The following is a 23,888-nucleotide window of genomic DNA, read 5'->3' on the forward strand; positions in this document are numbered from 1 at the left end:
AAAGGGTGATCTCTGAGGTGCACCGAGGCCGTAGAGATCGCTAAAGTCGTAGTTGAAGCAATCAAAAAAGACTGAAAGTCAGCCGACTTACTCTCATGTGAACCAGCCCCACTCATACAACCATCACCATGAAGCAATCAAAAAAGACTGAAAGCTCCTCATCTTCCTCGAAGACGAAGTCGCACATATCTCTGAAGACTATGTCTGAAGCAATCAAAAAAGACTGAAAGAAGGATCGCGCGGGAACTGCTGAAGCTCGTGGAGAATGGAGTGAAAAGCCCGCGTGAAGCAATCAAAAAAGACTGAAAGGAGGAAGCTGGCGGAGGCGGGTTTCTTCGAGAGAAGATACGTGTCATCGTACGAAGCAATCAAAAAAGACTGAAAGTCCTCTGGCGTTTCAATGTACTTGTCGAAACCCAGTTCAACGTCCTTGTAGTGAAGCAATCAAAAAAGACTGAAAGTTAAACACAGTGTTAAAGGTACTGTTGATCTTTCGATGTTACACAGAATTGAAGCAATCAAAAAAGACTGAAAGGTCAACGAGTCGTCCGGGCTCGCGAGGTACAAGCAGGTAGTGGTCTGAAGCAATCAAAAAAGACTGAAAGACATATCCTACTGGAGAGAGCGGGGCTATCTCAACCTGCCGTATAAATCGAGAAGCAATCAAAAAAGACTGAAAGCAAACCCCGCGGCTGAAAACGCCCCTTTCCCACGGAAGCCGGTATCCAAAATTGAAGCAATCAAAAAAGACTGAAAGCCACCAGTACTGCGTAAGCTCATAGCGATTATAAACTTAACTAGCGTTTTTACGTAGAAGCAATCAAAAAAGACTGAAAGAGCACCATAGTGATGAAGCTGTGGTTTGAGGCTTTAGCGAGAGCTAGGTTGAACAAGCCGAAGCAATCAAAAAAGACTGAAAGACAAACCACACAAATTCTTAACTGAAATTGATCTTTTCATCTTCGAGAGAAGCAATCAAAAAAGACTGAAAGGTTTTCACTATACTAGCAGGTACATCTCGCTCGCCTGGAAGCAATCAAAAAAGACTGAAAGTTAGCTAGGTCCTCCAGGGATACCTGGTATGGTCTAACATCGAGCACGTGAAGCAATCAAAAAAGACTGAAAGTCTCCCACGAGAAGCACGGAGTAGCCCTTACCGGTTCTCACGAGCGCTACTCCGTGAAGCAATCAAAAAAGACTGAAAGTGTTTCAGCGTCTACGACGTAGCCTTCACTGTAGTCGTAGACCAGCCTCGGCGAAGCAATCAAAAAAGACTGAAAGCTGAGGAACTCTGGGTCTTCTCTAGCCATGTACCTAGCCATGTGTATGTCTGAAGCAATCAAAAAAGACTGAAAGACCGCGGTACACGGAACGGCTTCGCAAGGGTACAACCGTTTTACGATTCAAGGTGAAGCAATCAAAAAAGACTGAAAGATATCATGAAGAGGGGGTGGAGGGTGCGCCTGGTTCTAGTCACCGCGTGAAGCAATCAAAAAAGACTGAAAGACATGGGCGAATCACTTAAGTAGTGCACTACTTAAATTAATACGGGTGAGAAGCAATCAAAAAAGACTGAAAGAGTAAAGATCAGCCGTTCATCACTATTAGATCAAAGAGTGCTGAGTTCAGAAGCAATCAAAAAAGACTGAAAGACTGAGTTGCTGGCTCGGGGAGTGGTTCAGCAATATACTCAAAGAGCGATGAAGCAATCAAAAAAGACTGAAAGATGCCGGATACTGAAACAGCGGTAAGACTGTTTGAGATAGTGAGAGAGCTGGGCAAACTCTTCGCTCTGCACTTTCCGCATGAGAAATGAAGCAATCAAAAAAGACTGAAAGATCTGCGTCTCGAAGGTTGGAGTGAAGGACGAGGTGAAACTGCGGGCTTGCGAAGCAATCAAAAAAGACTGAAAGGAAACGTTATGTACCTCCAAATGGCGTTTGTTCTTCGCCTCGAATAGAAGCTTAGCTATGGGGATTTCTAGAAACCATTTGTATCTCCTCGTAGAATTCTTTTAGGATGTTTTCGCTCTTCTCTTTACCGGCTTCTACGAGGTCCATTTTTTCCTGAAGAATTCTAGTTCTCTCTTCGCCTATGAGTTTACCGAAGTTTTCACTAAGGAATTTAAAGACCTTCTTGCCTCTAGGAGTTGCAACTAGCTTGTTTTTGCTAACTTCCAAGATGTAACCCCTTCTTCTGAGCACGTCAAGTATCTTGGCATATGTTGACGGCCTTCCTATGCCCCTATCCCTCATCAATCTCACCAGCTCACTATAAGTGTAAAGCGGGTACTCGGGTATGGTTATGAACGATACGTCGAGAACAGCATATTCGCCGTCCTTTAACGTGCCGAGGTCCACGGGGTTAAAGCGCTTAGTTAACCTGATAAAGCCCTCTTCAATAATATTCGTTATAAACGAGAACTCCCTGACGAAGTCTCCGAGAACTAGCTTAAACGACGTTCTCTCCACTCTTGCAGCCTTCATTTGGCTGGCTATAAACCTCTTGAATATTAAGTCGTATAGTCTGTAGTCCTCCGGCCTAAGGGGCACGGCTATAGCTATTAACCCAGCGGCCTTTAAGGCCTTGATCTGCCCAGAATCCAGCGGCCTCGTAGGCCTGATGCACTCGTGCGCTCCTTCCTTCTCCCACCTCCTGCCGTGGAAGAACTCCAAGCCAAACACTTTCTCAACGTAGTCCTTCGCTATGCCAATACCTAGGGAGCTCACGGTTGTACTATCCGTTCTGTGGTACGTTATTAAACCAGCTTCGAACAGCCTCTGAGCTGACTCCATGATTTTTACAGCCGACGCCTTCAACACCCTAGAAGCCTCGGCAAGCATCGTATCAGTGGTGTAAGGTGGTGGCGGATTAACCTCGATCTCTTCCCTCTTAACGCCAGCTATTGTTACCTTTCCGCTGCTTTTTACGGAGTCCGCGAACCCCTTTGGTGCTTTGAATACTAGCTGGATTGCTAGTCCATCCAGTTTCAGCATTACGAGCTCCGCCTTAACCTTGTGCTTTTCTGTTCTTTCGACCACCCAGCCGAGAACCGGCGTCTGAACTCTACCAGCCGAAAGGAAGTTGAGATTAAACGCCTTCCACAGCATTGGGCTCAGCGTAAAACCGATCCACCTATCCTCGATTCTTCTAACTATCTGCGCATTAACCATGTTCTCGTCCAATTCGCCGGGGCTTTTCAGCGCCTCTGTAATACCCCTCTTGGTTACTTCGTGAAATCTAACCCTGTATATGTTCTTGTTGAAAGGCTTTAACAGTAGAGTCACGTCCCATCCTATTTTCTCCCCCTCCGCGTCGGGGTCTGTTCCCACCAGCACTTCGTCGACTTGCGAAGCTATTTTCCTGAGAACCTCTATAACGGGTAATGCATCCACTAAAACCCTACCACCGCAGTAGGGGCATTCCTCCTCGTCTCTTGGGACATTCCTACCGCATTTAGCACACTTTCGTATAGGCTCGTACACGGGCTTGAAAGAGCTATTGTCAACTACCACTCCGAATACTCCAATATTGTCCGTGGTGAGGTCTAGAATGTGCCCCCCCGTCGCGACGATCACCATTAACCTGTTCTCGGCTAAGACCTCGTAGGTTTGAACTCCATTTACGACCCTTCTAGTAGGTTTACCGAACATCTTGGCTATGGTTTTAGCTTTGTTAGGTGATTCAACGACGAATAGCGTCGTCTTCATGAGCTCCTTTTCCTTCATTTTCAACTTGCCTTCCAGCACTAGTCTAACTTTCGCCCTGTCCTCATCTACCTTTTCTAGTACCTCGTTAACCAGCTGCTCATTGTACTCTCTAAACTCCACTTCTTCGAGCAAGTACTTCAAATCTCGAAGGAGGGCTTTGAATGCCTTCTCCTCGTCTACTACTAGCACGCTAAGCCCTTTTGTTAAGCCTCCCACGTAGAGCCTAGATGTTCTGCCACTACCCTGCACGTAAGCCACTACATCCGGTATTATGAAGAAGTACTCTCCTTCCCTACCACCGAGGACTATCGTTTCACTCCTTTTCAGCTTCTCGACTACTTCGGGGTCTTTTAGCACTTTATTCATGAACTTAAGGGCCTCTCCCGCGACCTTTCTCGCAAATTCTTGGTAGCCTTCCAGCTCTTTGCCTGCTTTCAAGGCCTCTCTCACGGCTTCGAGGGCCTCTCTACCTGCCGTTCGGATCTTGATTAAGCCTCCGAGCACCCGGTTAAATTCTTCCTGGTACTTCTCGTAGACGATGTCCTTTATTTCATTCAGGAGCATGAGCCATCTACTAGGCTGGAAATCCTCGATGCTGATTTTCAGCTTGAATTTTGGAACACCAGCGAAGACCGCGTACCTGACTCTCTCCGGGAGGTCTATGCCCCTGACGAGTGGGCCTCGGTACGATGCTATACCTATTAGCGCGTCCAGTTCCCCGTTCACGAACATCCTGAACAGCTTCTTCTTGGACTTCATGTAGGCTTCTACCCTCAAGCCTCTCTCCTTTAGATATCCTGCTAGCTTTTCGGCGTACTCAACCCCCCTATCCATTGGTACGTATATTAGCCCGCCGGTACCAAGCTTCGCCACGATTTTTGCGATCACCTCTTCGAGCTGCTCACCAGCCGGCTTTAAGTAGATGTCTACGATGTTTCTGCCAAACTCAGCCTTACCCCCAACCGTGAAGCCGTAAAGCGCATTTAGCAACCTTACTCTCTTTGTTCTCCTAGCGGTTTGCGTAGCGCCGCTAACCACGATCATGCCCTTAACCCCCTCTCGAAGTAGTGTCCTGAGCTTACCCGCCTCTGCCAGTAGTTGCCTGGACTTATCCGGGTCTTCAACGGCTACCTTTCTAGCCTCCTTTTCCAGGTTCTCAGCCTCTTCGACTATTTTCACTGCTTCTTCCGGTACACCGAGCATTCTTAGTACTATGTCTACGCATTTGCTCCTCCTCAAGAAGCTATCTACATCATCCACGAATGCCACATCTACCGGTTGCTGGAGTTCCGGCCTCTTCATTAGGGAAAGGGGGGTTGTAACTATTATTGATGCTGTAGGCGCTTTGATGAGCGTCTCTTTTTTAGCTTTATCGACCATTAAGCTATGGTAAGCAACGATCTCCACGTTGGTGAGCCCTAGTTTTTCCCTCGCGACTAGCATCTTCTCATGAACCTGGCTAGCGAGGAGGCTCGTGGGGACCAGGATCAAGGATTTCTTGCCCTCGCGGGCGGCATAGAGGGCTAGTATTATCTGCATTGTAGTTTTACCGCTCCCTGTCGGCGCAACCATGGCGAAGCTCTCGTTATTGAAGAACCTGCGCGCCCAGAGCCTCTGGAGTCCCCACATCCTGGAATTGACGACTGCAGTAAACACTTTATCTACTTCTTCAACTCTCCTTTCGATTCTTTTAATGCCGTAAGAATACCCCCTCAACCTAGTGCCCATTTTACTGGTACACTCGTCGCAGGGCTCTCCGGCAACGAGCCTAGTAGAGGTTATATCTCCTCTACAATTAGGGCACATTCCTCGAAAAATCGCTTCTACACCCACACGTTTCTCCCCAATAATGTAAATGGAAGTGTTAATGGTGACTTATAAAGCCTCTGTGTAGCACTTCTCGCAAAAGCCTTATAAAATTAGTAGCTGGCTTGGTTTACAGAGCATTATTAGAGGGTGATCGCTACTTCCACCACCTAGCACGCCGTTTCTTACGGCGTCCGACCCTTTCACCTCCTCGAAGGGCGTAGAAGAGGCTAGTTGTCAGTGCCTAGTACCATCTAAACTGGTTACCTGGCTATAAGGTATTTTAAGGTGCTCTGTATCAGTGCAGTAGTGATACGCTAAAGGTGCTCACGTTGAGCGCTGTTGAACTGTCCCTTGCAAAGTTAATTGAGGCTATTAGAAGGAATGAAGTGGATAAGCTAAGGGAAGAGCTGAGTAGAGTGGAAAGGATCTCGATGATCGTCTACAAGCTACCCTGGTTCGAGCTGAAAGTTAGAGCGCCTGATAAGAGGCTAGTAATGCTCAATCAGGGGATACTCAATAGACTTGAATACGCGTTACTCAAAACAACTGTAGAGGCTGCTAAGAACGGCAGGTTGCCTGTTTTTAAAGACATAGCTAACGCGGCGGGCGACTACAAGGCATCTGCAAAGTACCTCGTAATGCTAGCCGACATGGGCTACGTGGTCTTCCCTGATCCGGCTAAAGCGGCAAAACTCAGAGAAGCGGTGAAGGCGGTCTCCGAGAGCAGGTACCGGAGGTGTATACTCAAAGCACTTGACCTCCCCGTGGTGCTAAATATCAATGTGCTAGAAAGTAGCGCGGTGAAGGTGGATTGCACGTTTAGAAGTGGTAAACTCTCGTGCAACTTCTATTCACATAACGAAGAGAGGGAGCGCGCGAAGCTTCAAGTGAACATCTTCAACGAGTACATCTAGTAACTGGTGACATCGTTTAAACGCGCTGTGAGCATGTAGCACTCAGCAAGAGATGGGGGAATTCGTTACCTGCTGATTACGAACTACTCCTCCAGAATCGCCTTAATGAAGGCTTTGTGAATGTTGTATGGTTTGGGTTTTAAGGCGAAACCGGTACTTAGCGTGATTTGTGCACTCACCTTACCAATGATATGCCTCGTCCTGAATCCTTCCCATCCATACTTCTCTACGTTACTTACTACTAGCTCCTTCAACGTCTTCACGTCTTCGTATACGAACACCCTTCCGGGAGCTACGACCACGATAGCGTTTACTTTTCCAAGTAGACTTGCGTAAGGGGCTATGGCGTCATTAAAGCTCTCAATGAATACCACGTTGTTACCCCCCCGTATAAGTTCTAGGCACTCGTTCAGGCTTTCTTCGGAATTGGCGGACTCCATGTACTTAACTAACTCGTCAATAGAGCTTTCCTCGGCATGAAGCGCTAATAGCATCTTCTCGAGGGTCCTTCTCGTGGCCGGGGGCGCCCTCTTGAGGCTCTCCGGGTAGTAGTAGTGTCTAGTTGCTTTGCTACGGCAATTCGTTATTCTAGAAAGTACTGCCGTCGAGTACATGCTCTCCAAGTCCGCCATGTAAGTATCCATACTTTGTTCATAGAAGCGGGGATCGGGTGGTATGGTGGCGATCGCTAGAGGGTTGCTCAAAGCCGGATCCTTAACGAACCCGTTTTCATAGTATAGTGTAACGTCATTGCCAACTAGTAACCCCAACTCAATGCTTTTCTTAATAGTCCTCGGACTATACCATAGATTATGTCCTGCGACAGGTTTAAATACTCCAACTCTTAACCCAGTACTCCTAGCATACGATGCAGAACTGAGCACGAACCACGTTTTACCCGAATCGTAGGGTATTAAACCAGTAACCAGTATCAGCTTGTCCACGAACCGTCCACCCTACCATAAAGATGTAACGTAGCTGTTAAAGAGGATTATACTGGAAGATCCCGGGATTCAGCTCTTATATAAGTTTATAGGGTGATTTCACTGCCTCATCTTTGCCCCCCTACATCGGTCTCGGGGATTCATCATTGAGGGCGTTCAGGGGTACCCCTAAACCCTTGAACCTGCCCCACTCCTTGGGCACGTGGATGATGTTTTCCTCGGGGTGGTGTGCGTAACCTGGGTAATGGACAATATATAGGCATATATAGTTAATTTAGTCCTTACTTAAAGCACCAAATCCGTATGTAAATCAACGGGGCTCACGTTGAACGCGCTTCTACTCACCGGGTTAGCGCTAGCAGCACTATACGCCATTGCGATAGGAGCCAACGACATGGCCAACATTATAGGTGTACTCGTCGGCGGTAAAGTTACAAGCTATAAAATAGCGGTCGCTGTGTTTACTAGTAGCGTCATTGCTGGCGCCCTGCTTCAGGGACACATGGTTATAAAGACTCTAGGACGCGGCATCGTGAAGACTCTTGACATCCACGGGGCTGTCGCAGCCTCCTTAGCCGCCATACTGTGGATCATTATTGCTTCGAGACTCGGATTACCAGTTTCAACATCCCAGAGTGCCGTCAGTAGCGTAATCGGCGTAGGGCTAGCATACATCCTGAAGAAGTGGGAGTGGAGCCTTGTAGATTTCAGTGTCATTAATAAGATATTAATTAGCTGGTTAGCCTCGCCAGCGCTGGCGATGCTCCTCGCCGCCATCATTTACACCAGCTTAAATAGACTACTGGAAAAGAAGGCACCGAAGGAAGGCCTCATCAAGGCGCTGGCAGTAACACTCGCGGGCTGGGATGGCTACTCGTTCGGCGCGAACGACGTTGCCAACGCTACGGGAGTATACTTAGCAGTAATGGAGGTTGCCGGGTACTCTAGGGGTATTGGTGCGTCGGTACTACTAGCTCTACTGGGTGCTGTATTCATCGCGCTGGGAGGGGTAATTATGGGAAGGCGGGTGGCAGAAACGGTGGGGTTTAAGATAACTCGGCTCGACCCCGTGGGCTCTATTTCGTCATCCCTGGTATCGGCTTCATCTACATGGCTTTTCACAACGATACCGTATATGGTTATGGGTTACGGCATACCGGTGTCAACGACATACATAACCGTTGGCACGGTAATGGGCATTGGAGTAGCTAAGTACAGGAGTATTAAGAGAGGCCTTAACGTTAAACTAGTACTAACAATACTGTCAGCCTGGGTGCTAACGCTACCCATTGCCGCACTCTTGGGAATGTGCTTTTATTACGCTTTGGTGATTCTATTTGGAGGTGCGTAAATTTGTCTACTTGGAGCTGGATTTCGAGAGATAAGGAGAGAAGAGCTCTTAGACTCTATATCGAGCACGTCTCTAGAGTTCTTAACGTAGTTGAGCACGCCACCGAGGCGTTAAAAGCATATCATGCAGGCAACTGGGAGAAGTTCAGCGAAGAGTGGAGAAAGGTGTTTGATTTAGAGCGTGAAGCTGATGAGATCAAGAGGAAAATTCTCGCCGAGCTGTCACAAGAAGTTTTTCACCCCATTGACCGCGAAGAGGTAATTAGGCTTGTTATCACGAGCGACGATGTGGCCTCACATGCGAAGGCATGGACGAGAAGGCTCGGTTACGTGCATGACGATGTTTTACCGAAAGGCATTGTAGAGAGGTTCATAGAAATAGCCAAAAACGTGCAAGAAGCAACGACGTTAATTAAAGAAGCAAGTAAAGAGCTACTGGCCGGGCACAAAGAGAAGGCGTTGGAGCTAGCGGATCGTATAGAAGTCATCGAGGAAAGGGTAGACGATATGCGCGTTGAAACACTAAAAGAAGTCTTCTCCTACTGCGATTCAGCGAGGATCTCTTACTGCCTACTGGCAAAGGAAGTCGTGGACATCTTGGAAGACGCTGCTGACAAGTGTGAAGACGTGGCTGACGTTCTGAGGTCAATTGCACTACTAAGGCGCTAGCAAGCGCTCCACTACTTGCTGTGAACCTAGGAAATACCTTTAGGCCTGCCTAGCGCACGAGAGTCGAGATCGGTGGTAACGACTCGAAAACGGGTGTCCATAGTACCGGGTACCAGTAGGAGAGCGTAAAGATGCGTTTTTAAACCGTCAAGGTCCAGCCTGAATAGGAGTCACGAAGGCTGAGTTAAGCCCCAAACACTACGTATTTAGATCATTTTTAGATTAAAGTTATCAGTGTAATGTTCTTTCATATCTAGGGGCAGGCGGCTGATAGAGCTTGGAAGTGGTCATTACTGGAGGAGCCGGGTTCATTGGGGGGCACATAGCGTTACACTTGGAGGAAAGAGGGTTCGATGTAATCGTTGTAGATAGCTTAGAACGCGCTTCGATGACTAATTACTTAAAAGGTAGAAGAATAAAGGTTATTACCGCCGACTTGAGAGGGCATGTCGAAGTGCCCTGCGCCAATGTAGTGATTCATGCCGCGGCATACGTTGATGTAGCAGAGTCTTTCGAAAAACCCTACGACTACTTCGTTAACAACGTCGCTGTAACGTCTAAAATCGCGAAGAAGGCCTCAGAGTGTAATGCATTCGTGATTTACCTAAGCTCAGCTGCCGTGTACGGTAACCCAGTATACCTGCCTATAGATGAAAATCACCCTACGAGTCCGCTATCACCTTACGGGCTCACGAAACTCATGGGTGAGGAAGTGGTCAAGTTCTATGGTAAACTGGGACTTCAGTACGCTGTTATGAGGCTATTCAACGTCTACGGGCCGTGCCAAAACAGAGCATATGCAGGTGTAATAACAAAGTTCGTGGAAAGGGTCAGGCAGGGGCTCCCCCCGATAATATATGGTGACGGCGACCAGACAAGGGACTTTATACACGTAGATGACGTGGTAAAGTTCATTGAGATGGTCCTCGATAAGAAACCACGGGGCACGTTTAACGTAGGTACTGGTAGAGCCACCTCTATAAGAGAGCTTGCTAAGCTAGTAATAGAGCTTGCTGGTATTGAGGCCGAGCCCGTTTACACCTCCCCGAGACCAGGAGACATAAGGCATAGCGTAGCAGATATAAGGAGGGCGTTAAGCCTGGGCTGGAAACCGCGAGTAGAACTACGAAGTGGCATCAAATCGCTAATTGAAGGCAAGTCGTACTGCCCTTAATAACCACACCCCATTGTAGACGAGAGCTCCTACACGCCTCCATGAAGCTATACGATTCTACGCCTACTCCATACGCATACTTCGACTAACCCCAATGCACCTTCACGCAGGAGCTTAAAATGGCGTTAAGAGCCTCCCACTTATTTAGGGGTTTAAGAACTACATCTATCCCGGTGTTTACATGGACTTCAATGAGCTATTGAGGCTCATAATCGTACTCGCGCTAATCGATTCCATAGATCCCTGCATCTACGCCATATTTGCGCTCATAGTCGTGTCAGCTACGCTCGTAAACCTCAAGTACGCTGTTAAAGCGGGCACCACGTTCATAGCTTCCGTATACTTCGGATACGTGGCGTTCGGCATGCTACTGAGGTACGCTTTCATAAGACTACCAATGCAACTACTAGCAGTACTGTTACTGATATACGGGTTTACTTTACTACTTTACAGCGCTTTAACGAGGAAGAAGGGTTACGTAGGCGAACTTGTTTGCCGCGAGGATGACGTACCTTGTAAAGTGGCATCTATTCTCAGACTCGACAGGCTCGTGTACAAGGGATTGCCTATGATATCGGTTCTAGGGCTGGTGTCGTCGTTCACCTTACTGCCGTGTAGCGCCGGGCTCTTTTTAGCATTCAACGTCATATTGAAGAACTATGAATTCTGGGTCTGGCTACCTTCAACGCTATTTTACGTACTCGTATTCGTGTCGCCCTTAATACTACTGCTACTGGCACTCATATACGTGTCAAAACTCAAGGCAGTATATGACATCCTATTGAAACACGAGAAATTCCTCAAGATGATAGGCTCGTTGATAATGATGTCCACGGCAATTTATATACTATTAACGTATTGACCGTACTACCTTTCCCCTAACTTGAACCCGGTCCTATGACAACCCGCTTCAAGACCGCTCGTGTATTCGTTCTATGATCGCGTTAGGGCTAATCCCCGTTAAGGGTTAGTTGAAATTATTAAGGATGTTACCGCGATGCCCGTTAAGCACTCTTCTTCGCTGTACTCACTAGTGCATTTTCCGATGAGGTCTTCCGGCTCGCTGACTCCTAGTCTAGGTAATAACTCCACGAGGAGCTTCCTGAGCTCGCGTATGTATGTTTCATGCGCGCCGTGCCCTTTAACTTCGAGTACTTTATTCAGGAGTTCGTGTATTGTGTTTATGTTCACGCCCGCCTCCCAAAGTGGTATTACAGCTTCCTTGGCGAGCATCTCAGTTACGTACGGAACGTATCTTAGCGGTGTTACGCGTTCCAGGTACTCATTGAAAGACCTTAAGAGAGCCTCGTAAAGCTCGTCACTCCACGTGCTGGAATACAGGTTAAGATAACATACCACCCGGTAGGTTATGTCGCCTTCGCGATCGACTAGTCCTCGCTCCGAGGTGGAGAGTTCATGTATGCTTGTAGACAAGTCACTCCCCTCTCCAGACTGCTTAATAGAAGAATTTAAAGAGAGCGGTTACTGGCGAACTATTTGCAAAAGAATGCCAAGAGTCACTAGTAATGCTCCTATAAACGTCCTCGCGGACAGCTTCTCCCCTCCAATAAATTTACCAGTAAACTGCGAAAGTATTGGTGTAAACGCAGTCGCGATTACCGCGACTGAAACACCTAACGAGTATATTGCCTGGATGAAAAGCACCATGCCTATACCCCAACCTAGTATGCCAGTGAAGGCTACTGCAATGAGGGCGTGCCCGCAAATACTGGTCCTTTCGCCAACTGTGATGCTCATGAAAAACGTAAATAGGGCAACAGAGATTAGCCTTATGAAAGCTAGCGATAAAACATCAACATACCCCTCTACCGCCTTTATGAGCGCAGTCGCTAATCCCCAGCATATGGCAGCTGAAAACGCGTGGAGTATCCCCTTTTTGTTAACTTTGCCAAGGCCATTACTGAAAGACGCCACGATTACGCCAGTAAAAGCCAATATACTTCCTGCAATAGCCTTGTAGCTCAGTACCTCGTGAAGCATCAGTACTGAGAACGCCTGCGCAAGGAAGATATAGGTGTAACTAATAACCACTGCGAGAGAGCCTCCGAGTAGCTGAATCGAGCGCGTATAAGCAACATCACCCACACCTGGGCCCAGAACTCCTGACAGCACTATTAGAAGCATTATTAACGAAGGAAGCCCGTGTAGATTCATACCACTGAGAAGCATTAGCACTCCTACGACGAGCAATGCTAGTAGAGCTCTTAGAGATGTAAATAGGAATGGAGGCGTGCCTCTCGCAAACCTGTATATTACGGCCGGGTTGAGGCTCCATATCATTGAGGCTATTACCGGTATTAACAGCTCCATGTCAAGTCCCGTTGTTTTGAGTTGTCTATATTCTCCACTTTTAGCTAAACAGGTACCTACGGCCTTAATAAATAACTCTTCTGAGTACGTGAAACCCCTTTACACTACAGCCTGTCTAAAGGTTGAAACCCCGGTGCGGATTGGAAGCACAGGTTTAAAATACCCTTTATCCTCCTTACTAATGTTGAGGGTTTAGTACATCATGAGTTGACTCGGAAATAGGGCGAAGGCATTAACGATAAGAAAAGCCAGTAGACGAGACTTAAAGCAAATAATTGGGATTTACTCCCAATACTTAAATGAACTTGGTAAAGAAAACCCGTACTGGCTTGAGGCCATTCTTAGGTCTAAGTCTAAGAGGGTTATTGTGCTCGCCTGCGAATACAATAAGAAAGTTGTCGGCTTCATCATAGCGTATAAGAAAGGGAATGAAGCTTACATTGAGAGCTTAGCGGTGAGTAACGGGTACAAGGGCTTGGGCATTGGCAGTAAGCTGCTCGCAGAAGCGGAGAAGATCCTGGCCAGTAGAGGGGTTAAAACCGTCTACCTGAGCGTGAAGAGCTGGAACATCCCCGCATTAAACTTCTACATAAGCAAGAACTACAGCGTTCGTGGAATAGTCCTATTGATGTGCGCCAGGCCCGAAGAAATAACTGTTGTTAGAAACAACGAGTCTTACACTGCTTTAGACCTCAACGCAGGTAACATTAAAACACGCATTAGTAAACCACTTACATGGTGGAGTAACCTAGTAGATGACGTAGACCGGCTCATTTACAGGAAGTTCTACAGAGAGGAAAGGGCGCTCATAGTTAGAAAAGGCCATAGCGTCAAAGCTCTAGTCATGTACACTGTAAACCACGACTTGGTAGTAGACAGTATGGTGTTTTCCTCTTATAGTGCGCTCGAGGCGCTTACAGCGGTACTCCACTATTTGCGGAATACGGCGTTAGCATGGAAGTCGCGTTCGATCGAGATACCAGTTGATGCCTCCAAGAAGAAGTTCGTAACGCTCCTCAAGAAGGCGGGTTTCAGGGTCTGCGAAGTAGAGTATTTGCTGTACAACAATCTCCTTTGATAACGTATATGTGCTTGTCGCGCTTAAAGCCCCGTATAATTAGCTATTAAAAGCAAATCGGGCTACCGGAGAACACACTTTTCTACAATTACGGGCCTACCTATTAGTTGCCCCGGTATGCCTCCTCTAAATGCGACGACGAGCTTGGGATTTCTTGACCCGAGTACCTTGATAACCCTGCCTACATAGACATTACCATATTCGTCTCTCGCAACAACCTTTGTCCCGACTAAGCTGTAAATACCTTTCCGGTCAATCGGTGCACTTACTAAGACCTGCCCTGGGTACTGCGTGTTGGAGCCACGCCTATAACCTAGGATTAGACCCATACATGTCTGGCCCGTCTAGACCACCCTGTCCCGGTAAACGTGGTCACAGAGCATTAATGTCCAGGTGGCTTATAAGTAATTCTCTTTTATAGTTAAAGCAGTACCAGCTCTCTACCGAGAACGCAGTACGTTAATTACAGGTTATTTATTTTTTAGCACTGCTCGCCCTCTTACTTGATGTGGTGGCCACGTTGAGGTGGAAGTGCGTATACTGTGGCTTCGAGAAAGGCCTGTTTGAAGCATACTATTGGAAGTGCCCCATCTGTGGAAGGCCCCTAACCATCGACTATAGCGCTAGTGGAGAAATACACCCTTCTCGAAGCGTTTGGAGGCGTTACCAGGGTTTTCTACCATTTTTGCCTACGAAAGCCCGTGGGGAGGGTTTAACGCCTCTTATCGAGGAGAAAATGCATTCACATAAGTTGCTATTTAAGCTAGAATACCTAAATCCCGGAGGTAGTTTCAAGGACCGGGGAACGTCTCTCGCCATGTACTACGGATATGTCATGGGCTTCAAAAAGGCAGTTGTCGATACTAGTGGAAATACTGGCATATCTGTAACGCTGTACTCTAAACTGTACGGTTTAGAGCCGCTTGTGATAATGCCTAAAACGGCTCCACCGGGCAAGAAGAAGGCGGTCATTAGAATTGGCGGTAAAGTCGTAGAATCCGCTAGTAGGATGGAAGCAAGCAAGGTGGTTGAAGAGTATGTTCGGGGTAAAGACGTGTACTATGTTGCTCATTTATGGAATCCACTTTACGTGGTAGGCCATGCAACAATAGCCTACGAGGTGTACGAAGATTGGGGTATACCCGATTACGTGGTGGTACCCGTAGGCTCTGGCGGCCTCCTCCTCGCTATTGCTTACGGCTTCAAGAAATTACGGGAATACGGGTTTGCGGAAAAAGTCCCAAGAATAGTGGCCGTTCAAGGGTACAGCTGTCAACCAGTACACGAAGCTTTGTACGGTGCGCGAGTTGAAGGCGAGGATTCAACCCTAGCAGATGGCATAATGGTTGCGGATCCCCCCAGGCTAGGTGAAATTGTTCAAGAAGTAAAAACAACTGGAGGCGAGGTAGTGCTCGTCGGTAACAACGAAATAGTCATAGCACTTAACGAGCTCTGGGAGTACGGGTTCTTAGTGGAGCCTACATCCGCTAGCGTATTTGCCGCTTACAAGAAACTTAAGAGTAAGATACCCGAGAACTCCACACTATTGCTAGTACTTACAGGTTCCGGGTTAAAGACTCTTTGAAGGGTAAATAAATAGCTCCTAGGACTAATATTACAAATAGCCCGCAGGCAGGGGCAGGCCCTGGTATGCCAGGGCAGATAACCGTACCGTGTATAAGGCCATACACCATCCCTCACGTGCAGGCTATGAACTCCGCCCCATGGGGCTGGCGGAGGCGGAGCCCTCTCTGGAAAGGGAGGGTGAACCGCCTTAGCTGGGGGAACCCGGCCAGGCCCGGAAGGGAGCAACCTAACCCTGGACGCTAGCGTTCATGGGTCACCGGGGGAAGCCGCCGTGAGACGGCTCTGGTGTATGGCCTTATACACGGTGCGGGGCTCTGCCTGCGGGCTAAGTGAGCTATATTCTCACGCTCACCAAGAATGCTATTAGTAGAATTAGCAGTATGCCAGTGTTTACCGCGTTGCCTAGCCTTTCTCCTAATAGCTCTTTAAATATCCTTCCGCCATCGGTTATAAATAGGGGAAGGGAGTTCAAGATCAGTAAGCTGTAGTTTACTACGTAAATCCACGAAAATATCCTGTGAAGCGTCAAGAACGCTACCGCATTTACTAAGCTTACGATGTTCTTGGACGGCGCGATACAGGTCTTAGATAGCTGGTTACAGTAAAGCGTCACGCCGAGTTTGTTATCGGGTGGCTCTTTGATGAGCGTTAGGTTCATGTAGCCTAGTCCAGGGCGGAATACCTCTAGCACGAATACCAGCGATTCATTACTGTTCAAGTACTCGATCAAGGTCCCCAGAACGTTGAAGGTCGCGTCCGTTCCATTTACTTTGTAAACTACGTCGTAAGGCCTGAGCCCAGATCTATAGGCTAGGCCATTCTCCCTAACATCCGTGATCATAAAACCGCTATTCGTCGTTATCAGACCTAACACCACCATTGAGAGCAAAACAACCACGAGGTTTGCGGCGACGCCCGCCGCCAGCACGGTTACTCTCAGTTTCTTTCTCGCCTGCTTAAAAGTTTCCTCGTCTATTTCCACGAACGCGGCCGGCATGATCAGTAGTAACGCGACACCAAACGACTTTACCGGTATGCCCGAACTTAGAGACGTCCTGGCGTGTAAGTATTCGTGCAGTACGATGCCTATTGCAGCCGCGAGTAAGAAGTATAGGAGGTCTTCACCGCTTATATTTAATCCCGGTATGAGTATTACCGCGCTTCGAGTACCCGCGAATATTCCAGCATGTATCATCCCTATAAGTGTGAATAGCGCTAGCGACAGTGAAACCGCGTACAGGGCTATGCAGATATATATAGGTGCCCTCCTCCCGGCTGGAAGGGGCCTTCCCTCGTAGCGCTTTTTAACTATTAGCAACACGCCATACTTTAAACTCAGACTTGCAGTTCTCGTCTTAAAGAACCTCGTGAAAACCCTGTAAACCAGGTTTAAGATAAGCCATACTAGCCCAATTATCACCACAAACGTCGGGACGTCCATGAACACAACACCAGCAAGTATATGTACCCTTATACCGTTTCAAATCCCCAGTAATTACTTAAATACGGTGTTTAAGAGGTTTTCAAATGGTGAACGCCTGTCGTGTCTAGGGTTAAAGTTAGATATAGCCCAGAGTTCCGGGAGGTTGTTTACAGCGAAGATCACTGGAACCTACTGAAAGGGCTTAGAAGAGAAGCTTGTAGGGTAATGAGCGTATTTGCGGAGAGGGGTATTGAAACGTGGCTTCACGGCAGTGTTGCTAGAGGCGACGTTTACGATAAAAGCGATATAGACATTGTTATACCACGTAGGATTCCAGGATACCTGGTCGAGCTGGTCCTAGAAGAGGGGGGACTAAAACCTTATGCTAGATACCTCGTGGCTGCAACGCCTACAACCACCCTTAAGGCGTACATTGCACTAGACGAGGAAGAACGCGTAACTTTGAGCTTCCCCCTAGTTGACTTCAAGTCAAGCGAGATCGAGTTTTACAGGTATGGTGGCATTTTAACTTACAGGGAGCTCATGGAGGATAAGAGGGTTCCAGGAGTCAATAAAACCCTTACACTAATCGTGCCCACGAATCGCGGTCACCTGGAAATGCCCGTTATCGGATACGAGGATCGTGTTGCGAGGATTCTCGGCGTTAGCGTCAGCGTTGTACGCGAAAGAGTGGAAGTGCTGACTAGAAGAGACGAAGTGGGTAGAACTGGTATATTTGCGAAAATAGCGTTATCTCCGAGCGAGACGTTCGAAGAGGGGCTTGAACGGTTGTTCCGAGAACGCCCATTACTCCGTAAGATCTACTCGGGTCTTGTGTAGCTTAAACCTGAGAATAGCTACCACGCCCCCGAAACCCTCAAGTTCCAAGCCCACATCACTCTTGCCGGGGACAATCACCACCTCTGCGCCGTGTTGATGGGCCTGCCTGAGGGCTTCAAACAGCATGTTCCTTTCCTCATCACTAGGTGTTCTTAGTAACCCGTCTACTACCACGAGGCTCTTAACCGCGCCCATTAGAGACGCGTCGAACACTTCACGAAGTCCGTAGGAGACCATGTCATGATCTTTGACGAGCAGCTCTTTGAATTCTTCTAGAATACTCCTTGCTTTCAAGACCCCCAGCTCGCCAATTACTCGTTTAATGGTATCTCGTTTTAAAGTTTCATTTAATCCCTGACATCCACCCGTAGATGTGGAGTCCGAGTACACGGGTAACTCTGTCTTATCGGCTAGTTCCGTTTTAACGTAGTTCTTGATCTCGCCGGGTCCCGATATTAAAATAGCTTTTACATCTTCTCTTTTCGCGATTTCAAGCACTATCTTGGCGACTTCGGTAATGAAATCTCTCAATAACTTCTCGTAGTCTACGTGGTATAGCTTACTTGGTAGATTTAGAGTACCCTCCCAAACATGCCGGACACCCTGCTCGCTCAGGACGCCGAGGCACGCCTCGTCAAAATCTATTGATAAAATCAGTACTGAGCCCCTCCTTACAGCGTGCTTGCGGATAAACTCCAGCTCGTGTTCATCCCACCGTTCTTTCACCACCGTGATTACGTCCCCCACCCCGACTGAGAAAGTGTGATGCTTCCCCTTTACACCGTACTCTTCGGGCCCTTCGACCACTACCCCCTTAACTCTGAGTTTGCTACTAAATTGTTGAAACTCAACATTCTTTACCTTTAACCCCAGTACCATTGGTACCCTAGAGCCCGGTGAGCCGTCACCTACCTTAACTTCTCTCGTTGTCTTAGCGTATACAGTATCGTTCTCCCTCAAGACGTTGTAAAGTACCCATAAGTCATCTAAGGTTTCAACTTGGAGTTTAACCCAGCCTCGCTTGTAATCCTCCTCCAGTATTCTCATTAAAACACCATTCCACATGAATTAGCGTTTTTCAGGTTCTTAAACAATTATTCACTTAAAGGAGTCAAGCATGGAAGAACTCGAATTTTACTTGCTCGATGTAACCTACGAAGTGGTAAGTAGTGAACCCCACATAATTATGTGGGGAATTACTCGCGACGGTAGGCGGATCGTACTACGTGACCGTTCTTTCAGACCGTACTTTTACGTAGTTCTACAAAGCGATAGCGATGTTCAAGGAGTTGCCAGTAGAATAAAAGCGCTGTCAGAGCCTTCGTCCCCCATAATTAGGGCAGAAGTGGAAGACAGGTACTACTACGGGAGGCCCGTTAAGGCTGTGAAAGTAGTAACAGTTATTCCAGAGTTTGTTAGAAAATACCGCGAGAAAATAAGGACTATTAGTGGCGTGAAAGAGGTAGTTGAGGCAGACATCAGGTTCAGTATGCGGTACATACTCGATAAGGGTCTCAGACCTTGCGGATGGCACAAGGCAAAAGCTAGCAGGCTAAAGCATACGAGGCATTTTAGAGTGGATGATGAGTATGAAGTCGCCGGAGGCGTAGAATCGCTTGAAAACGCTACTCCACCAAAAGATCTGCGGGTATTGGCAATCGATATAGAGGTGTACACCGAGCACGGTTCCCCGAAAACTGAGCGTGATCCCGTGATAATCATAGGCACGATTACGAACAACGGCGCCATTGAGCAGTTCGTCTCAGAGGGGTTAGATGACAGAAAGGTAATAGGCGAGTTCTCCGAGTACGTTGTAAAGATTGATCCTGATATAATACTCGGCTACAATAGCAATCTGTTCGATTGGCCCTATTTACTCGAACGGGCGAAGATCAACGGCTTGAAGCTAGATGTTGGTAGAAGAATTGGTACCCCGCCCTCACTCAGCACATACGGACACGTCTCCGTGCCAGGCAGGTTAAACGTGGATCTACTAAACTTCGCCGAGGAAATTCCCGAAATAAAGTTGAAAAGCCTCGATGTCGTGGCAGATTATCTCGGCGTGATGAAGCGCGAAGAAAGGGTTTTAATAGATTATACGGAAATTCCCAAATACTGGAATGACCCAGAAAAGCGCAACATCCTACTAAAGTACAACCTTGACGACGTAAAATCCACAATGGGTTTGGGAGAAAAGTTCCTGCCTTTTGCAATGCAGCTTTCATACGTGACAAGGTTACCGCTCGATCAGGTAGGTGCGGCGAGCGTTGGTTATAGGTTAGAGTGGTTTCTAATGTACGAGGCTTATAGGAGAAACGAGCTGATGCCTAACAGAGAAGAGCGTGAGGCCGAACCCTATAAAGGCGCCGTAGTGCTCCAGCCCGTACCTGGCATCCACGAAAACATCGCCGTACTAGACTTCACCAGCATGTATCCGAGCATAATGATAAAATACAATGTGGGACCCGATACTATTACCGTCGGGGAACTATGTAACGAGGAGGAGTACTATGTGGCGCCCGAAGTGGGGCACTGTTTCAGAAAATCACCACCTGGATTCTTCAAGAGCGTGTTATCTATGCTACTGGAGCTTAGAAGGAAAATTAGGGAAGAGATGAAAAGATACTCCCCCGACTCTTACGAGTACAGGTTACTCGATGAAAGGCAGAGGGCTATAAAGATCCTCGCGAACGCGACATACGGCTATATGGGCTGGGCTGGCGCAAGGTGGTATTGCCGCGAGTGCGCAGAGGCTGTAACAGCCTGGGGTAGGCAGTTGATTAAGAAAGCCATCGAAATATCGGGCAACCTCGGACTCAAGGTCATTTACGGGGACACCGATTCCCTTTTCATCACGTATCAGCCAGATACGAGCAGGGCCTTCATAGAGCTCGTGGAAAACGAGCTCGGATTTGAAATAAAGATCGATAAAGTGTACAAGAGAGTGTTCTTCAGCGAGGCTAAGAAAAGGTACGCCGGCATCTTAGGTGATGGGAGAATGGACATTGTTGGTTTCGAAGCCGTAAGAGGGGATTGGGCCGAAATAGCCAGGGAAGTCCAGGAAAAAGTTACAGAAATACTCCTCAAAGAAGGCAGTGTCGCTAAAGCGGTGGATTACGTGAGGAGCGTTCTCTCAGACCTCGCGCAGGGCAAAATACCGATAGAGAAGCTAATAATATGGAAAACCCTCACGAAGCCTATAGAGGAATATGACGCGGAAACCCCCCACGTCAACGTAGCGAAGAAGATGCTAAGATACGGGTTTAGAATCGGGGTTGGTGACAAAGTGGGTTACGTTATAGTGCGCGGTACTGGCAAGATATCGGAGAGGGCAGAACCCTACATGCTGGTGAAAGACCCTAGAAACGTCGACTACAACTACTACGTAGATCACCAAATAGTACCGGCCGCTCTCAGAATACTCGAGTATTTCGGCGTGACGGATATGCAGTTGAAGAAAGCTACTACCGGTAGGAAGAGCCTGTTCGACTACGCCGGTAAAAAGCCTAGTAGTTCAAGAGTTCATTAAAGGTTATTATTGTCACGTTTTGAGGCTTATATTGAACCTTGCCTACTCGGGCTCCGATGAGTAGCTTTATGTTCTTACTTGAAGCCGTATCTATGAGCCTTTGCGTTATAATACCGTCCATTACTACTGCATACACTTTTACTTTTTCCGGCTCCGCTGACTCCAAGTCCGTGACGAGGTCCTTCACCGGCAATCTCTTAACTTCACTCCAGTCACTGAGGTACTGTATTGATTCTAGGGTACCTTGAATACCTTTAATTGCTTCAACAACCGCGTTAGGGATGGTTATGGTCTCTGTTTCAACCAGTTCTTCGGGTAATTTGTGGAGTTTTCTCTGAACCTGTAAGAGGAGTTCTGCCTCTCTATCACCATTTCTTACCTTCTCCTCTAGGTACTCGAATACCGCTTGAGACTTGCTGAGAACCTCCTCTACCTCCTTGCCGGTTAAATCTTCGACTTCTTTATTCGGAGGTGCCCTGGCTACGTAGTCTACTTTTAGTGTCCTAAGCACTTCCTTTAAGATCAGGTCCCCTCCGTGGTCGCCGTCGATCAGTAAAACGATCTTCTTTTTACTCGCTAGGTTCTTAATGGTATCTGGTACCCTTCGGGCACCTCCAAGTGCTATGACGTTCGTGTAACCGTATTTTAGCAGGTTAATTACATCAGCCCTACCCTCAACGACTATTATGGCATCACTCTTGTCAATATCTGGGCCTGCGGGTAATCCTTCAGGGCCATAGGGCATTGGTTCCGGCGCCTTTAGCTGTTCTTGAATGTTTCTAACAACCTCCTTAAGGTCAGGGGTCTTTTCCTTGCCCCACACTTTGAGGATCTCCACCGTTCTCTCCACGATCTTCTTAATCTTCTCTATTCTGAGATCCTGTATGTCGGTTACTTTCACCTCGGCGTCGTAGGGCCCCACCTTCTCGACTGTTTCAATCATAGCGGCAAGTAATGCTGTTTCAATACGGTCCAGGTTGCTTGGTATCAGTATTTCGCCAATGGTTTTGTTACCCTGCACCTTAGTGTTTACGACTATTCTGCCTAGTCTACCTTTGTCTTGTAGTGTTCGTAGGTCGAACTCGCTACCAAGTAAGCCTTCTGTTTGACCGAATAATGCTCCAATGATGTCGTGCTTCTCGACTACGCCATCTACTGATATCCGCGCCCTGATCAGGTATTTTGCCATGGATGACGCACCTTCAAGAAGGGACACGAAAACCAACACCACTACTTTTTCGGTATAGGGTATTAGAGGCTTTAATTCGTTACACTATTCGGACTCTGTTTACTTTCTTATTCTGCCAGCTATATTTCCTTATCCTTCTACTTCGCCCAAAACCGCACGCCGCGCAGTAACCTTTTGCAACGTTGAAGCTACGTCTTCCACATCTCCTACATCTTATGTGTGTTTTACTTCTTCCGTGCTTACCGAAGCTCGTAGTACCCTTGACCATTGAAGTCACCGGTAGCCTACTCAGTTATGGGTGAGATCAGGATTACGTTGTCCCCCCGAATAACGACAGTTCCGAGCTTTCTCGACGAGCCGTCTTTCCTTATCTCCTCTGTACCTTCCAGCACTATGTTAAGGTGCTGATCGTAGCTTTTAAGCCTCCCTCTCAATGCTATTCCTTCTCTTGTTTTAATTAGCACCGTGTTTCCTATATTCTCTTCGAGTATCTTGTGCGCAGTATCGCTCAATACTTAACACCTGGCAGGCATACTTACTAATTTCCATACATATCGTTACTGGATTAAAAAATACCTTTTAACCTCATGTGCACTTAGTTATTACAAAGCACTACACCGGTTACGCGTAGTTAGAGGTGGAAAAAGTGCCCTTTAATAAAGGAGATTTTCTGCTCGTAGAGTACACGGTAAGGGTAAAGGAAACGAGCACAGTAATAGACACAACAGACGCCGAGCTGGCAAAACGTGAAAACGTCTACGAGTCTAGCAGGATCTACGGGCCAACACTAATAGTACTTGGGAAAAACTGGCTGAACGCGTACGTGGAAGAAGAACTTTCCAAGATGGGTGAAAATGAGGAACGGGAAATAGAGGTACTTCCCGAAAAGGCTTTCGGTGAGCGGGATCCCAATAAAGTTAAGGTATTCAGTTTAAGGGAATTCCAGAGAAGGGGGTACAGCGTGAACGTGGGTGACGTGGTGGAGATCGGGGGAGCACGCGGATTCATAAAGCAAATTAGTGGAGGCAGGGTTGTAGTGGACTTCAATCATCCACTAGCCGGTAAGGTCTTAGTGTATAAAGTCAAGGTCATCAAAAAACTAGAAGATTTCAGCGAGAAGATTAGAGCGTTAACGGTAAGGCATTTGAAAATACCCGGTAACGAAGTGGAAGTAATCTATGAACCTGAAGGGAGGAAGCTCATAATAAAGATACCCGGTAAGTACATAGCTCACGAAAACATAAGCTACGCGAAGCTATCACTAGCCTCGGACATATTTGAATTCTTCAAAGACGACGTTTCCACTTTAGTATACCAAGAGGAGCTCAAGAAGTCATAAAA

Annotated in this window: 20 protein-coding genes, 1 other RNA gene and 1 CRISPR repeat array; of the genes, 11 read left to right on the plus strand and 10 right to left on the minus strand. The window is 47.4% G+C overall.

Annotated features, from left to right (window positions below; genetic code table 11):
* The first annotated feature begins 54 nt into the window (after positions 1 to 54).
* Positions 55 to 1,726: direct repeats of the CRISPR family, unit length 24 nt; unit sequence GAAGCAATCAAAAAAGACTGAAAG.
* Between the two features lie 238 nt (positions 1,727 to 1,964).
* On the minus strand, positions 1,965 to 5,543 hold the full coding sequence (gene rgy, locus QXU03_04355; protein MEM2170974.1) for a reverse gyrase: 3,579 nt from the start codon (positions 5,541 to 5,543) through the stop codon (positions 1,965 to 1,967).
* 305 nt (positions 5,544 to 5,848) lie between these two features.
* Between rgy and QXU03_04360 the strand changes: the two genes are divergently transcribed.
* Positions 5,849 to 6,433 (plus strand): hypothetical protein, encoded by a 585-nt coding sequence (locus QXU03_04360; protein ID MEM2170975.1) that lies wholly within the window; start codon positions 5,849 to 5,851, stop codon positions 6,431 to 6,433.
* Positions 6,434 to 6,516: 83 nt separating this feature from the next.
* Here QXU03_04360 and QXU03_04365 read toward each other — a convergent pair whose 3' ends face one another.
* Complete coding sequence (locus tag QXU03_04365) at positions 6,517 to 7,377, minus strand: hypothetical protein (GenBank protein ID MEM2170976.1); 861 nt, start codon at positions 7,375 to 7,377, stop codon at positions 6,517 to 6,519.
* Positions 7,378 to 7,702: 325 nt separating this feature from the next.
* Here QXU03_04365 and QXU03_04370 point away from each other — a divergent pair, with 325 nt between their 5' ends.
* The 4 genes from QXU03_04370 to QXU03_04385 all read left to right on the plus strand — a co-directional run bounded on the left by QXU03_04370 (position 7,703) and on the right by QXU03_04385 (position 11,432).
* The gene (locus QXU03_04370; protein ID MEM2170977.1) at positions 7,703 to 8,728 is read left to right on the plus strand and encodes an inorganic phosphate transporter; all 1,026 of its coding nucleotides are present in this window, start codon (positions 7,703 to 7,705) and stop codon (positions 8,726 to 8,728) included.
* Positions 8,729 to 8,730: 2 nt separating this feature from the next.
* Positions 8,731 to 9,396, plus strand: a complete 666-nt coding sequence (locus tag QXU03_04375) for a DUF47 family protein (protein MEM2170978.1) — start codon at positions 8,731 to 8,733, stop codon at positions 9,394 to 9,396.
* Between the two features lie 283 nt (positions 9,397 to 9,679).
* Entirely contained in the window at positions 9,680 to 10,570 is an 891-nt protein-coding gene (locus QXU03_04380; GenBank protein ID MEM2170979.1) for an NAD-dependent epimerase/dehydratase family protein, read from the plus strand.
* Positions 10,571 to 10,751: 181 nt separating this feature from the next.
* Complete coding sequence (locus QXU03_04385) at positions 10,752 to 11,432, plus strand: hypothetical protein (GenBank protein MEM2170980.1); 681 nt, start codon at positions 10,752 to 10,754, stop codon at positions 11,430 to 11,432.
* A 98-nt stretch (positions 11,433 to 11,530) separates the two neighbouring features.
* Here the strand turns inward: QXU03_04385 and QXU03_04390 are convergent, their stop codons facing one another.
* Together QXU03_04390 and QXU03_04395 are read right to left on the minus strand one after the other, a co-directional pair.
* The gene (locus QXU03_04390; GenBank protein MEM2170981.1) at positions 11,531 to 12,004 is read right to left on the minus strand and encodes a hypothetical protein; all 474 of its coding nucleotides are present in this window, start codon (positions 12,002 to 12,004) and stop codon (positions 11,531 to 11,533) included.
* A gap of 48 nt (positions 12,005 to 12,052) precedes the next feature.
* The gene (locus QXU03_04395; protein ID MEM2170982.1) at positions 12,053 to 12,901 is read right to left on the minus strand and encodes a DMT family transporter; all 849 of its coding nucleotides are present in this window, start codon (positions 12,899 to 12,901) and stop codon (positions 12,053 to 12,055) included.
* Between the two features lie 337 nt (positions 12,902 to 13,238).
* On the opposite strand from QXU03_04395, the gene QXU03_04400 reads away from it, so the two are divergent.
* Positions 13,239 to 13,979, plus strand: coding sequence for a GNAT family N-acetyltransferase (locus QXU03_04400; GenBank protein MEM2170983.1), 741 nt, complete (start codon positions 13,239 to 13,241; stop codon positions 13,977 to 13,979).
* A gap of 62 nt (positions 13,980 to 14,041) precedes the next feature.
* On the opposite strand, the gene QXU03_04405 is transcribed toward QXU03_04400, so the two are convergent.
* A complete protein-coding gene (locus QXU03_04405) occupies positions 14,042 to 14,308 on the minus strand; it encodes a 50S ribosomal protein L35ae (protein ID MEM2170984.1) in 267 nt (88 codons plus the stop codon).
* A gap of 191 nt (positions 14,309 to 14,499) precedes the next feature.
* Between QXU03_04405 and QXU03_04410 the strand changes: the two genes are divergently transcribed.
* The gene (locus tag QXU03_04410) at positions 14,500 to 15,564 is read left to right on the plus strand and encodes a pyridoxal-phosphate dependent enzyme (protein MEM2170985.1); all 1,065 of its coding nucleotides are present in this window, start codon (positions 14,500 to 14,502) and stop codon (positions 15,562 to 15,564) included.
* A 46-nt stretch (positions 15,565 to 15,610) separates the two neighbouring features.
* Positions 15,611 to 15,885, plus strand: an RNA gene (gene ffs / locus QXU03_04415) — signal recognition particle sRNA.
* A 15-nt stretch (positions 15,886 to 15,900) separates the two neighbouring features.
* Here the strand turns inward: ffs and QXU03_04420 are convergent.
* The gene (locus QXU03_04420; GenBank protein MEM2170986.1) at positions 15,901 to 17,007 is read right to left on the minus strand and encodes a M50 family metallopeptidase; all 1,107 of its coding nucleotides are present in this window, start codon (positions 17,005 to 17,007) and stop codon (positions 15,901 to 15,903) included.
* 102 nt (positions 17,008 to 17,109) lie between these two features.
* Here QXU03_04420 and QXU03_04425 point away from each other — a divergent pair, with 102 nt between their 5' ends.
* On the plus strand, positions 17,110 to 17,829 hold the full coding sequence (locus QXU03_04425; GenBank protein MEM2170987.1) for a DNA polymerase subunit beta: 720 nt from the start codon (positions 17,110 to 17,112) through the stop codon (positions 17,827 to 17,829).
* On the opposite strand, the gene QXU03_04430 is transcribed toward QXU03_04425, so the two are convergent.
* Positions 17,797 to 18,876, minus strand: coding sequence for an mRNA surveillance protein pelota (locus QXU03_04430; GenBank protein MEM2170988.1), 1,080 nt, complete (start codon positions 18,874 to 18,876; stop codon positions 17,797 to 17,799). The two genes, QXU03_04425 and QXU03_04430, sit on opposite strands and share 33 nt — an antisense overlap.
* A gap of 70 nt (positions 18,877 to 18,946) precedes the next feature.
* Between QXU03_04430 and QXU03_04435 the strand changes: the two genes are divergently transcribed.
* The gene (locus QXU03_04435; GenBank protein MEM2170989.1) at positions 18,947 to 21,358 is read left to right on the plus strand and encodes a DNA polymerase II; all 2,412 of its coding nucleotides are present in this window, start codon (positions 18,947 to 18,949) and stop codon (positions 21,356 to 21,358) included.
* Here QXU03_04435 and dnaG read toward each other — a convergent pair.
* The 3 genes from dnaG to QXU03_04450 form a co-directional block, all read right to left on the minus strand.
* Positions 21,336 to 22,547 (minus strand): DNA primase DnaG, encoded by a 1,212-nt coding sequence (gene dnaG / locus QXU03_04440; GenBank protein MEM2170990.1) that lies wholly within the window; start codon positions 22,545 to 22,547, stop codon positions 21,336 to 21,338. The genes QXU03_04435 and dnaG overlap by 23 nt on opposite strands.
* Before the next feature lie 79 nt (positions 22,548 to 22,626).
* Positions 22,627 to 22,815 (minus strand): 50S ribosomal protein L37e, encoded by a 189-nt coding sequence (locus QXU03_04445; protein MEM2170991.1) that lies wholly within the window; start codon positions 22,813 to 22,815, stop codon positions 22,627 to 22,629.
* A gap of 16 nt (positions 22,816 to 22,831) precedes the next feature.
* Positions 22,832 to 23,059 carry an LSm family protein gene (locus QXU03_04450; GenBank protein MEM2170992.1) on the minus strand — a complete coding sequence of 76 codons (228 nt, stop codon included), beginning with the start codon at positions 23,057 to 23,059 and terminating at the stop codon, positions 22,832 to 22,834.
* A gap of 134 nt (positions 23,060 to 23,193) precedes the next feature.
* On the opposite strand from QXU03_04450, the gene QXU03_04455 reads away from it, so the two are divergent.
* Positions 23,194 to 23,886, plus strand: a complete 693-nt coding sequence (locus QXU03_04455; GenBank protein MEM2170993.1) for a peptidylprolyl isomerase — start codon at positions 23,194 to 23,196, stop codon at positions 23,884 to 23,886.
* The last annotated feature ends 2 nt before the right edge of the window (positions 23,887 to 23,888 follow it).

Source organism: Desulfurococcaceae archaeon (assembly GCA_038845865.1).
Classification (GTDB): domain Archaea; phylum Thermoproteota; class Thermoprotei_A; order Sulfolobales; family Desulfurococcaceae; genus UBA285.

What these genes read in the sequence shown, in the direction of transcription:
- QXU03_04385 (MEM2170980.1), top strand. Translation starts at nt 10,752, where the DNA reads ATGGACTTCAATGAGCTATTGAGGCTCATAATCGTACTCGCGCTAATC.
- QXU03_04395 (MEM2170982.1), bottom strand. Translation starts at nt 12,901, where the DNA reads ATGGAGCTGTTAATACCGGTAATAGCCTCAATGATATGGAGCCTCAAC.
- QXU03_04405 (MEM2170984.1), bottom strand. Translation starts at nt 14,308, where the DNA reads ATGGGTCTAATCCTAGGTTATAGGCGTGGCTCCAACACGCAGTACCCA.
- QXU03_04420 (MEM2170986.1), bottom strand. Translation starts at nt 17,007, where the DNA reads ATGGACGTCCCGACGTTTGTGGTGATAATTGGGCTAGTATGGCTTATC.
- QXU03_04430 (MEM2170988.1), bottom strand. Translation starts at nt 18,876, where the DNA reads ATGAGAATACTGGAGGAGGATTACAAGCGAGGCTGGGTTAAACTCCAA.
- QXU03_04435 (MEM2170989.1), top strand. Translation starts at nt 18,947, where the DNA reads ATGGAAGAACTCGAATTTTACTTGCTCGATGTAACCTACGAAGTGGTA.
- dnaG (MEM2170990.1), bottom strand. Translation starts at nt 22,547, where the DNA reads ATGGCAAAATACCTGATCAGGGCGCGGATATCAGTAGATGGCGTAGTC.
- QXU03_04445 (MEM2170991.1), bottom strand. Translation starts at nt 22,815, where the DNA reads ATGGTCAAGGGTACTACGAGCTTCGGTAAGCACGGAAGAAGTAAAACA.